This window comes from Streptococcus mitis, from assembly GCF_026782895.1.
Taxonomy (GTDB): domain Bacteria; phylum Bacillota; class Bacilli; order Lactobacillales; family Streptococcaceae; genus Streptococcus; species Streptococcus mitis_CB.
The window spans coordinates 201,291-213,032 of record NZ_JAKUXJ010000006.1 but is presented as its reverse complement, the minus strand read 5'-3'; the positions used below and the strand labels follow the sequence as shown (position 1 = coordinate 213,032).

Genomic DNA, 11,742 nt, shown 5'->3' with positions numbered 1-11,742 from the left:
ATGTTTATTTCTATCAGTGCTGGAATTGTGACATTTTTACTAACTTTAGTAGGAATTCCGGCCTTTATCCAATTTTATAGAAAGGCGCAAATTACAGGCCAGCAGATGCATGAGGATGTCAAACAGCACCAGGCAAAAGCTGGGACTCCTACAATGGGAGGTTTGGTTTTCTTAATTGCTTCTGTTTTAGTTGCTTTCTTTTTCGCCCTATTTAGTAATCAACTCAGCAATAATGTTTGTATGATTTTATTTATCTTGTTTCTTTATGGTTTAATCGGATTTTTAGATGACTTCCTCAAGGTCTTCCGTAAAATCAATGAGGGACTTAATCCCAAACAGAAATTGGCTCTTCAGCTTCTAGGTGGCGTCATTTTCTACCTTTTCTATGAGCGCGGTGGAGATATGCTTTCTGTCTTTGGTTACCAAGTGCATCTAGGGATTTTCTATATTGTCTTCGCTCTTTTCTGGCTAGTCGGTTTTTCAAACGCAGTAAACTTGACAGACGGTATTGACGGTTTAGCTAGTATTTCCGTTGTGATTAGTTTGTCTGCCTATGGAGTTATTGCCTATGTGCAAGGTCAGATGGATATTCTTCTGGTGATTTTGGCTATGATTGGTGGTTTACTTGGTTTCTTCGTCTTTAACCATAAGCCTGCTAAAGTCTTTATGGGAGATGTGGGAAGTTTGGCTCTCGGTGGAATGCTGGCAGCTATTTCTATGGCTCTCCACCAAGAATGGACTCTCTTGATTATCGGAATTGTTTATGTCTTTGAAACAACTTCGGTCATGATGCAAGTCGGATATTTCAAAATGACTGGTGGTAAACGTATTTTCCGTATGACGCCTGTGCATCACCATTTTGAGCTTGGAGGATTGTCTGGTAAAGGAAATCCTTGGAGCGAGTGGAAGGTTGATTTCTTCTTTTGGGGAGTGGGGCTTCTAGCAAGTCTTTTGACACTAGCAATTTTGTATTTGATGTAAGAATGGCACCCTGATGTTTCAGGGTGTTTTTGCTTTTTAAAAAATATTGGTCAATTAAAGTCAAATTCCTTGACCTTTTTTGACTAATGTAGTATATTATGAACGTAAGGTAAATGAAAGCCTTACTAGAACACTTATTTAAAGTAAAATAGAAAGAGGTGGGGTCTATGTTTAATCTAGAAATCTTTAGAAGTAAAGATAGTCTACTCCTGCTTGAAAAAGAAAAACCAGAAATAGTACGTAGAGTAGCGATTTAGCTAGTCTAAATTTTTTAAAACAAAGGTCAAAGATAGTCAATATCAGTAATAATAACTAAGTAAACAAAAAGAGGTAAAGAATATGAACAACAACTTTAATAATTTTAACAACATGGATGATTTATTTAACCAATTGATGGGTGGTATGCGAGGATATAGTTCTGAAAATCGTCGCTACTTGATTAATGGACGTGAAGTAACACCTGAGGAATTTGCTCATTATCGTGCAACTGGTCAATTACCAGGAAATGCAGAAACTGATGGACAAATGCCACAACAGGCTTCAGGTATGAAACAAGACGGTGTCCTTGCTAAACTAGGTCGAAACTTGACAGCAGAAGCGCGTGAGGGCAAGTTGGATCCTGTTATCGGACGAAACAAGGAAATTCAAGAAACATCTGAAATTCTTTCACGCCGTACCAAGAACAATCCTGTTCTAGTCGGAGATGCAGGTGTTGGTAAGACAGCAGTTGTCGAAGGTTTGGCACAAGCCATTGTGAACGGTGATGTTCCAGCTGCTATTAAGAACAAGGAAATTATTTCTATAGATATCTCTGGTCTTGAGGCTGGGACTCAATACCGCGGTAGTTTTGAAGAAAACGTTCAAAACTTAGTCAATGAGGTCAAAGAAGCGGGAAATATTATCCTCTTCTTTGATGAAATTCACCAAATCCTCGGTGCTGGATCTACTGGAGGTGACAGTGGTTCTAAAGGGCTTGCAGACATTCTCAAGCCAGCCCTCTCTCGTGGAGAATTGACAGTGATTGGCGCAACAACTCAAGACGAATACCGTAATACTATCTTGAAAAATGCAGCCCTTGCTCGTCGTTTCAACGAAGTCAAGGTCAATGCTCCTTCAGCAGAGGATACTTTTAAAATCCTTCAAGGAATTCGTGATCTCTATCAACAACACCACAATGTTATTTTGCCAGATGAAGTCTTAAAAGCAGCAGTGGATTATTCTGTTCAGTATATTCCTCAACGTAGCTTGCCAGATAAGGCTATCGACCTTGTCGATGTTACGGCGGCTCACTTGGCAGCTCAGCATCCAGTAACAGATGTTCATGCTGTTGAACGTGAAATTGAGGCAGAAAAAGACAAGCAAGAAAAAGCAGTTGAGGCAGAAGATTTTGAAGCAGCTCTAAACTATAAAACACGCATTGCAGAATTGGAAAAGAAAATCGAAAACCATACAGAAGATATGAAAGTGACTGCAAGTGTCAACGATGTGGCTGAATCTGTAGAACGGATGACGGGTATTCCAGTATCTCAAATGGGGGCTACGGACATCGAACGTTTGAAAGATATGGGGCATCGTTTGCAGACGAAAGTTATTGGTCAAGATAAGGCCGTTGAAGCAGTAGCAAAAGCTATCCGTCGTAACCGTGCTGGTTTTGATGAAGGTAACCGTCCAATCGGTAGCTTCCTCTTTGTAGGTCCTACTGGTGTTGGTAAGACTGAGTTGGCTAAACAATTGGCTCTTGATATGTTCGGAACGAAAGATGCTATCATCCGTTTGGACATGTCAGAATACAGCGACCGCACAGCCGTATCTAAATTGATTGGTACAACTGCAGGTTATGTTGGTTACGATGACAACAACAATACCTTGACAGAACGCGTCCGTCGCAATCCATACTCAATCGTCCTTCTCGACGAAATTGAAAAGGCTGACCCTCAAGTCATCACCCTTCTCCTTCAAGTTTTGGACGATGGTCGTTTGACAGATGGTCAAGGTAACACTGTCAACTTCAAGAATACGGTGATTATCGCAACTTCAAACGCAGGCTTTGGTTACGAAGCTAACTTGACAGAAGATGCTGATAAACCAGAATTGATGGATCGTTTGAAACCTTACTTCCGTCCAGAATTCCTTAACCGTTTCAATGCTGTCATCGAATTCTCACACTTGAGCAAAGAAGATCTTTCTAAGATTGTAGACCTTATGTTGGTTGAAGTTAACAAGACGCTTTCTAAGAAAGACATTGACTTGGCAGTGAGCGAAGCTGCTAAAGAATACATGACTGAGGAAGGCTACGATGAAGTTATGGGTGTTCGTCCACTCCGTCGTGTGGTTGAACAACAAATCCGTGACAAAGTCACAGATTTCCACTTGGATAACCTTGATGCTAAACACCTAGAAGCTGATATGGAAGATGGTGTTTTGGTCATTCGTGAAAAAGCCTAAGACAGAATTTTGAGCATAAAAAAGAAGGAGCCAGCTGAAAAACTGGTTCCTTTTTTGTGTTTAGATGACATGGCGTTCAAAGGCATCATCTGAAATCCCTTGTTCTAGGATGAGTTTTGCCCATTCTTTAGCAGAAAAGAGGCTGTGATCCTTGTAGTTGCCGCAAGATTCGATGGTTGTTCCAGGGACATCTTCCCAAGTAGTAGTCTCAGCGATTTCCTTGAGCGAATCCTTGATAACAGCAGCGATTTTAGCACTGGTGTGACGTCCCCACATAATCATGTGGAAGCCTGTGCGGCAACCAAATGGTGAACAGTCAATCATACCGTCAATCCGGGTACGGATAAGTTTAGCTAAGAGGTGCTCGATAGTGTGAAGGCCAGCGGTAGGGATAGAGTCTTCGTTTGGTTGCACCAAGCGAATATCAAAGTTGGAGATAACGTCTCCCTTTGGCCCTGTTTCTTCCCCGATCAAGCGAACATAGGGTGCTTTAACAATGGTGTGGTCAAGTTCAAAACTTTCGACAATAACTTCTTTTGACATGGTAAATCCTTTCAGTTTTCTCTTTTCATTATAACATAAAGCCGGATCTTGAGACAGAGAGAAAACCTCTCCGAGAGTGGAGAGGTTCGAATCGCTACTTACGATACAAGCGGTCGTATTGGTAGTAAGGGTCAAAGGTTACATTGATACCCAATTTGCGAAGGACATTCTTGTCTTCATCGGTTAAGATGATGGTTGAGTGGGCTTCGCTTCCTTTGAGGTTGCCAAGTTCTTCCATAGCACGAGCAGCATCAGGATTTTCTGTAGCTGTGATAGCAAGTGCAATCAGGATTTCATTTGAATGAAGGCGAGGATTGCGGCTACCCAGATGATCGATTTTAAGACCTTGGATTGGCTTAACAACTTCAGGCTCGATTAGTTTTACTTCTTTAGCAATGTCAGCTGATTTCTTGATGGCGTTGATCAAGGCAGCGGCTGTAGGGCCAAAGAGTTCTGAGTTCTTACCTGTGACGATTTCTCCGCTTGGCAATTCAAGGGCTAGGGCTGGTCCGCCAGTTTCTTCTGCTTTTTGGCGTGCAGCAACAGCAACCTTACGGTCTGCTGGTGTGATACCGAGGTCATTCATAAGCAACTCGATTTTCTTGACAGCAGCTTCGCCAACTTTTTCGGCTTTAAAATCAAGAACAGTTTGATAGTAACGGCGGATGATTTCTTGTTTAGAAGCTTCGACAGCAGCCTCATCATCTGTAATAGCGAAACCAACCATGTTGACACCCATGTCTGTTGGTGAAGCGTATGGAGATTCACCAAGGATACGTTCCAACATACGTTTGAGCACTGGGAAGATTTCGATATCACGGTTGTAGTTGACAGTGGTTTCTCCATAGGTTTGGAGATGGAAGGGGTCAATCATGTTGACATCATCAAGGTCTGCTGTGGCAGCTTCATAAGCCAAATTGACTGGGTGATGAAGGGGAAGATTCCAAACTGGGAAGGTTTCAAACTTAGCGTAGCCAGACTTGATACCATTGATTTGGTCGTGGTACATATTGGACATACAGGTTGCCAATTTTCCAGAACCAGGTCCAGGAGCAGTTACGACGATCAAGTTGCGACTGGTTTTGATGTAGTCATTTTTCCCCATGCCTTCTGGGGAAATGATATGATCCATATCCGTCGGATATCCTTTGATTGGATAATGAAGATAAGAATCAATTCCATTTTTCTCAAGTTGGTTGCGGAAGGCATCTGCAGCTGGTTGACCAGCGTACTGTGTGATGACAACGGAGCCAACAAAAATTCCCAATTCATTGAATTTATCAATCAAACGAAGAACTTCTTGGTCATAAGAAATGCCCAAGTCACCACGTGCTTTGGAATGTTCGATGTTGCTAGCATTAATGGCAATTACAACCTCGACTTGCTCTTTCAATTCTTGTAAGAGCTTGATTTTGTTGTCAGGTTCATAACCAGGAAGGACACGAGCAGCGTGGAAGTCTTCTAACATTTTGCCACCAAACTCCAAGTAGAGCTTGCCGTCAAATTGGTTAATGCGCTCCAAAATATGGTCGCGTTGTAGATTCAAATATTGTTCAGAACTAAAAGCTTGTTTTTTCATTTTTTTACCTCTGACCTCTATTATAATAAAAAAATGGAAGTTAGGAAACTATGGAGTTAAAAAAGGAATCAAAAAGATTAGGCAAACGCTTGCACAAATATCTAAAAAGTGCTATCATAGATTATAGATTATTAAAATAATGAGGTAAGAAGATGCAAGAAAAATGGTGGCACAATGCCGTAGTCTATCAAGTTTATCCTAAGAGCTTTATGGATAGCAACGGAGATGGAATTGGCGATTTGTCAGGAATTACCAGTAAGTTAGACTATCTAGCCAAGTTAGGAATTACAGCGATTTGGCTTTCTCCTGTTTATGACAGTCCTATGGATGATAATGGCTATGATATTGCTGATTATCAAGCGATTGCGGCTATTTTCGGGACCATGGAGGATATGGACCAACTGATCGCGGAAGCTAAGAAACGTGATATTCGTATCATCATGGACTTAGTGGTCAATCATACTTCAGATGAGCATGCTTGGTTTGTCGAGGCCTGTGAAAATCCTGATAGCCCTGAACGAGACTACTATATCTGGCGGGATGAACCCAACGATTTGGAGTCTATCTTTAGTGGGTCTGCTTGGGAGTACGATGAAAAGTCAGGTCAGTACTATCTCCACTTTTTCAGTAAGAAACAGCCAGATCTCAACTGGGAAAATGAAAAACTTCGTCAGAAAATTTATGAGATGATGAACTTTTGGATTGATAAAGGGATTGGCGGTTTCCGCATGGATGTCATTGACATGATTGGGAAAATTCCTGACGAGAAAGTAGTCAATAATGGTCCTATGCTCCACCCTTATCTCAAGGAGATGAATCAGGCGACCTTTGGAGATAAGAATCTCTTGACAGTAGGAGAGACTTGGGGAGCAACTCCAGAGATCGCTAAGCTCTACTCTGATCCAAAGGGACAAGAATTGTCTATGGTCTTCCAGTTTGAACATATCGGTCTTCAGTATCAGGAAGGGCAACCTAAATGGCATTATCAAAAAGAGCTGAATATCTCTAAGTTGAAAGAGATTTTCAATAAATGGCAGACAGAGTTAGGAGTTGAGGACGGTTGGAATTCGCTCTTCTGGAACAATCATGACCTCCCTCGTATCGTCTCTATCTGGGGAAATGACCAAGAATACCGTGAAAAATCTGCCAAAGCCTTTGCTATCTTGCTTCATCTCATGAGAGGGACTCCTTATATCTACCAAGGTGAGGAAATTGGGATGACAAATTATCCGTTTGAAACACTGGACCAAGTAGAAGATATTGAATCCCTCAACTATGCGCGTGAAGCTCTTGAAAAAGGTGTGCCGATGGACGAAATCATGGAAAGTATCCGTGTCATTGGACGTGACAATGCCCGTACCCCTATGCAATGGGACGAGAGCAAAAACGCTGGTTTCTCAACAGGTCAACCTTGGTTGGCAGTCACCCCAAACTATCAAGCAATCAACGTTCAAGAAGCACTGGCAAATCCAGATTCTATTTTTTATACTTATCAGAAGTTGGTCCAAATTCGTAAGGAGAATAGCTGGCTGATTCGAGCTGACTTTGAACTATTGGAAACAGCTGACAAGGTCTTCGCCTATATCCGTAAAGATGGGGACCGTCGTTTTCTAGTTGTGGCTAACTTGTCCAATGAAGAGCAAGACTTGACCGTAGAAGGAAACGTCAAATCGGTCTTGATTGAAAACACCGTGGCTCAGGAAGTCTTTGAAAAACAAATCTTAGCTCCATGGGATGCTTTCTGTGTGGAAATGACTAACTAAAAAGTGAGAACCTTGAGCCTTAGAGTTTGAGGTTTTTTGCTAAAAGTTGTGTAAAAAACTCTTTTAAAAATATTTGTTAGAATTTTCTAACAAATCGCACTAAAATTCTTGTATTTATAAAAAAATAAGGTATAATAGTGAAAATACTTTCTTAAAGGAGATTACCTATGAAATCGAAAAAGTGGCTCTTAGGAGCAGGAGTGACCTTGAGTACAGCCATTCTTTTAACAGCTTGTGGGAAAAGTGAAAAGAATGCAGATGCTCCCAAAACATTCTCTTATGTTTATGCTGTTGATCCATCATCCTTGGATTATAGCGTTACAAGTAAAAGTTCAACTTCTGACGTAATAGGTAATGTCGTCGACGGTCTTTTAGAGAATGATAAATATGGGAATCTCATTCCTTCTCTAGCAGAGGATTGGTCAGTTTCTAAAGATGGCTTGACTTATACTTACAAACTACGTAAAGGTGTGAAGTGGTATACTTCAGAAGGAGAAGAGTATGCGGAAGTTAAAGCTCAGGATTTTGTCACCGGATTAAAGCATGCAGCAGACGGAAAATCCGATGGTCTTTCTTTGGTTGAGAAATCCATCAAAGGATTGGAGGCTTATGTTAGTGGTGAGACAAACGACTTCTCAACTGTAGGTGTGAAGGCTCTTGATGATTATACGGTAGAATATACCCTTAATAAACCGGAAAGTTTTTGGAACTCTAAAGTAACCACAGCAACCATGCTTCCTGTAAATGAAGAATTTTTGAATGCAACAGGCAAGGATTACGGAGCGCCAACTCCATCAAGTATTCTTTACAATGGCCCATATTTTTTGAAATCTTTGATTTCTAAATCTGTGATTGAATATGAAAAAAATCCTAACTATTGGGATAAGGACAATGTCAAAATTGATAATGTTAAATTGACATTCTATGATGGTTCAGATCAAGAATCCTTAATTCGTAGCTTTACACAAGGTGCCTATACCACTGCACGTCTTTTTCCAGCAAGCTCAAACTTTGAGTCAACTAAGAAAGAGTACGGAGATAAGATTGTCTATAGTCCACAAGAGGCAACAAGCTACTACCTCACTGTGAACGTAAACCGCCAGTCTTACAATAAAACAGCTAAAACAGATGAGTCACAAAAAACATCAACAAAAGAAGCTCTTCTCAATAAGAACTTCCGTCAGGCTCTTAATTTTGCATTTAATCGCCACGCCTATACAGCTCAATTAAATGGCGAAGAAGGTGCGGATAAGATTATTCGTAATAGTCTAGTGCCAGATAACTATGTTCAAGTAGCTGGGAAGACTTTCGGGCAGCTGGCTCAGGATGAACTGCTGAAATATGGAGAGCAATGGAAAGATGTGACTCTCACAGATGGCAAGGATACAATTTACAATCCTACAAAGGCCAAGTCTGCGTTTGAGAAAGCGAAGTCAGAATTGCAAACAAAGGGAGTAAGTTTCCCGATTCATTTGGATGTACCAGTAGAACAGACGGATGTAGTTGCAGTTCAACAGACAAATTCATTAAAACAATCGATTGAAGAAACATTGGGAACTGAGAATGTAATTATAGATGTTCTTCAAATGACGGATAATGAGAAGGAAAGTATTACTTCTCAAGCTAAAGTTCCAACCCAAAAAGATTATGATTTGAATGGAACTGGTTGGGGACCAGATTATCAAGATCCAGCAACCTATCTCAATATTTTAGATGCTAAGAAGGGTTCTGCTTTGAAGCATCTAGGTATAACAAAGGGCAAGGATCCTGAAGTTGTGGCAAAAGTTGGCTTGGATGAATACAAGAAGCTCTTGGATGATGCGGCTTCTGAGACAAGTAATCTTGATAAACGATACGAAAAGTATGCTAAAGCACAGGCTTGGGTTACTGATAGTTCACTTCTTATTCCAGTTGCTTCTTCAGGGGGCTCTCCTATGGTTAGTCGTACTGTTCCATTTACCAAAGCTTATTCACAGGTCGGTATTAAGGGGGATCCATTTATTTTTAAAGGAATGGAACTTCAAAATGATATTGTGACAACTAAAGAGTATGATGCGGCCTTCAAAAAGTGGCAAAAGGAAAAACTGGAATCGAATGCTCAGTATCAAAAGGATTTAGAAAAGCACATAAAATAACGTGAATGAGATTCTTGCTTTCGTTAGGTTATCAGTTAATTCATTGATATTTAAATGATAAATCGCATAAAAACAAGGGAGGACTGTATGAAAGGCAGAAATCCTTTGTTTTTTTATAACCAAGGTTTATAAACTTTCATTCTCGAAATTCAATTAACTTTACAAATTTCCACTATTTTGGTAAAATAAACTTATGTTACAAAAACTAACATAAAGGAGAAAGAAGATGAATACAAAAAAGCGTGTCCTTAGTGCAGGCCTGACTGTTGCGGCTGCTTTGCTTTTAACTGCTTGCGGACAATCAGGTTCAGATACAAAAACTTACTCATCAACCTTTAGTGGAAACCCAACTACATTTAACTACTTGTTAGACTACTACGCTGATAATACAGCTATCATTACCAACCTAGTTGATGGCTTGCTTGAAAATGACAACCACGGAAACCTAGTTCCGTCTTTGGCAGAAGACTGGTCTGTTTCAAGCGACGGTCTGACTTATACCTATAAATTGAGAAAAGATGCCAAATGGTTCACGGCTGACGGTGAAGAGTACGCCCCAGTCAAGGCACAAGATTTTGTGACAGGTATCAAGTATGCAGTGGATAATAAATCCCAGGCCATTGACTTGATTCAAAACTCGATCAAGGGCTTGAATGATTATATTACAGGAGCGGATTCTGACTTTTCTAAGGTTGGGGTGAAGGCCATCGACGACCAGACTGTTGAGTATACTTTGGTACGCCCAGAGCCTTACTGGAACTCAAAAACAACCAACAGTATTCTTTTCCCAGTGAATGAAGAGTTTCTAAACTCAAAAGGGAAAGATTTTGGGACTCTATCTCCAGATAGTATTCTTTACAGCGGACCTTATTTGTTAAAAGATTTCACATCAAAATCATCGATCGAGTATGTGAAAAATCCGCATTACTACGATCATGACAAAGTATCGATTGAACACGTGAAATTGGCTTACTTTGATGGCTCAGACCAAGAATTGACCATCCGTAACTTTGAAAGTGGAGCCTATTCAATCGCTGGGGTTTATCCAAATAGTTCTAACTTCGCCAAGACCAAAGAAAAATATAAGGATAATATCGTTTATAGCTTGCAGGACAAGACTTCTTGGTACTTCAATTTCAACGTCAACCGTAAGGCTTACAACCATACATCTAAAACGACAGATGAGCAGAAGAAATCAACTGAGACAGCTGTTTTGAACAAGAACTTCCGTCAAGCGGTGAACTTTGCCTTGGATCGCACAGCCTACTCTGCTCAGTCAAATGGGGAAGAAGCAGCTAGCAAGACCCTTCGTAACACCCTAGTACCTCCTACATTTGTCCAAGTGGGAGACAAGACCTTTGGAGAAGTAGTCGCTTCTAAATTGGTCAACTACGGAACAGAATGGTCAGGTATTAACTTGGCAGATGCTCAGGATGCCTATTTTAACAAAGAAAAAGCCCAAGCAAAATTTGCGGAAGCTAAAAAAGAATTGGCAAGTCAAGGTGTGACTTTCCCTATTCACTTGGATGTGGCTGTTGATCAAACAAGTAAAAATGCTGTGACAGGCATGAACTCTGTTAAGCAGACTCTAGAGTCAGTTTTAGGTGCTGATAACATTTTCATTGATGTTCAGCAACTTTCAACAGATGATTTTAATAACGTAGCCTTCTTGGCACCAACGCCTGCTGATCGAGACTATGATTTGAACTTTGATGGTTGGGTAGGTGACTATCAGGATCCATCAACCTATCTCAATCCTTTCAATGCAGAGGATGGGTTCTACCTCAAGATTTTTGGTTTAGATGCTCAAGAAGATAAATCTAAGATTGCTAGCTTGGGGCTTGATACTTACACCAAGATGCTCAAAGATGCAGATAGTGAAAATAAAGATGTAGCAAAACGCTATGAAAAATATGCTGAAGCACAGGCTTGGATGATTGACAATTCTCTGATTATGTCAGCCATGTCAAGTGGTGGAACAGCATCTGTAACCAAAGTAACGCCATTTACAAGAGGGTACTCAATGGTCGGTATCAAGGGTGATGGCAATAACTACAAGTATATGAAACTGCAAAAAGATACTGTGACAATCAAACAGTTTGAAGAAGCTAAGACTAAATGGGAGCAAGAAAGTAAAAAAGCAATCGAAAAAGCTCAAAAAGAAGCAGAAAATCATGTCAAATAGATGAGCGAGGTTCCGTAAGGGACCTTGTTTTGATGTTTATATAGTAAATTTATTGATGTAATTGGTTGCAAGTCAAAAAGAATGTTTCGGAAAGAAGATGAAAATGCCTTA

At 40.4% G+C, this 11,742-nt stretch carries 7 protein-coding genes; 5 read left to right on the top strand and 2 right to left on the bottom strand.

Going from position 1 to position 11,742, the window contains the following annotated elements; all coding sequences use genetic code 11:
* Together mraY and MK480_RS08630 are read left to right on the top strand one after the other, a co-directional pair.
* Positions 1–981 (top strand): phospho-N-acetylmuramoyl-pentapeptide-transferase, encoded by a 981-nt coding sequence (gene mraY, locus MK480_RS08635; RefSeq protein WP_268707530.1) that lies wholly within the window; start codon positions 1–3, stop codon positions 979–981.
* Positions 982–1,320: 339 nt separating this feature from the next.
* Complete coding sequence (locus tag MK480_RS08630; RefSeq protein ID WP_268707529.1) at positions 1,321–3,426, top strand: ATP-dependent Clp protease ATP-binding subunit; 2,106 nt, start codon at positions 1,321–1,323, stop codon at positions 3,424–3,426.
* Positions 3,427–3,486: 60 nt separating this feature from the next.
* Here MK480_RS08630 and MK480_RS08625 read toward each other — a convergent pair whose 3' ends face one another.
* Positions 3,487–3,969, bottom strand: a complete 483-nt coding sequence (locus tag MK480_RS08625; RefSeq protein ID WP_237447064.1) for an S-ribosylhomocysteine lyase — start codon at positions 3,967–3,969, stop codon at positions 3,487–3,489.
* Between the two features lie 94 nt (positions 3,970–4,063).
* Positions 4,064–5,548, bottom strand: coding sequence for a DUF1846 domain-containing protein (locus MK480_RS08620; RefSeq protein WP_237447063.1), 1,485 nt, complete (start codon positions 5,546–5,548; stop codon positions 4,064–4,066).
* Between the two features lie 152 nt (positions 5,549–5,700).
* On the opposite strand from MK480_RS08620, the gene MK480_RS08615 reads away from it, so the two are divergent.
* The 3 genes from MK480_RS08615 (at position 5,701) to MK480_RS08605 (ending at position 11,631) form a co-directional block, all read left to right on the top strand.
* On the top strand, positions 5,701–7,311 hold the full coding sequence (locus MK480_RS08615) for a glycoside hydrolase family 13 protein (protein ID WP_268707528.1): 1,611 nt from the start codon (positions 5,701–5,703) through the stop codon (positions 7,309–7,311).
* A gap of 167 nt (positions 7,312–7,478) precedes the next feature.
* On the top strand, positions 7,479–9,446 hold the full coding sequence (locus MK480_RS08610) for a peptide ABC transporter substrate-binding protein (RefSeq protein WP_261034935.1): 1,968 nt from the start codon (positions 7,479–7,481) through the stop codon (positions 9,444–9,446).
* A gap of 226 nt (positions 9,447–9,672) precedes the next feature.
* On the top strand, positions 9,673–11,631 hold the full coding sequence (locus MK480_RS08605) for a peptide ABC transporter substrate-binding protein (RefSeq protein WP_268707527.1): 1,959 nt from the start codon (positions 9,673–9,675) through the stop codon (positions 11,629–11,631).
* The last annotated feature ends 111 nt before the right edge of the window (positions 11,632–11,742 follow it).

Excerpts from the sequence above, each read along its gene's own strand:
- mraY (WP_268707530.1), top strand. The coding sequence starts at position 1 with ATGTTTATTTCTATCAGTGCTGGAATTGTGACATTTTTACTAACTTTA.
- MK480_RS08630 (WP_268707529.1), top strand. The coding sequence starts at position 1,321 with ATGAACAACAACTTTAATAATTTTAACAACATGGATGATTTATTTAAC.
- MK480_RS08625 (WP_237447064.1), bottom strand. The coding sequence starts at position 3,969 with ATGTCAAAAGAAGTTATTGTCGAAAGTTTTGAACTTGACCACACCATT.
- MK480_RS08620 (WP_237447063.1), bottom strand. The coding sequence starts at position 5,548 with ATGAAAAAACAAGCTTTTAGTTCTGAACAATATTTGAATCTACAACGC.
- MK480_RS08615 (WP_268707528.1), top strand. The coding sequence starts at position 5,701 with ATGCAAGAAAAATGGTGGCACAATGCCGTAGTCTATCAAGTTTATCCT.
- MK480_RS08610 (WP_261034935.1), top strand. The coding sequence starts at position 7,479 with ATGAAATCGAAAAAGTGGCTCTTAGGAGCAGGAGTGACCTTGAGTACA.
- MK480_RS08605 (WP_268707527.1), top strand. The coding sequence starts at position 9,673 with ATGAATACAAAAAAGCGTGTCCTTAGTGCAGGCCTGACTGTTGCGGCT.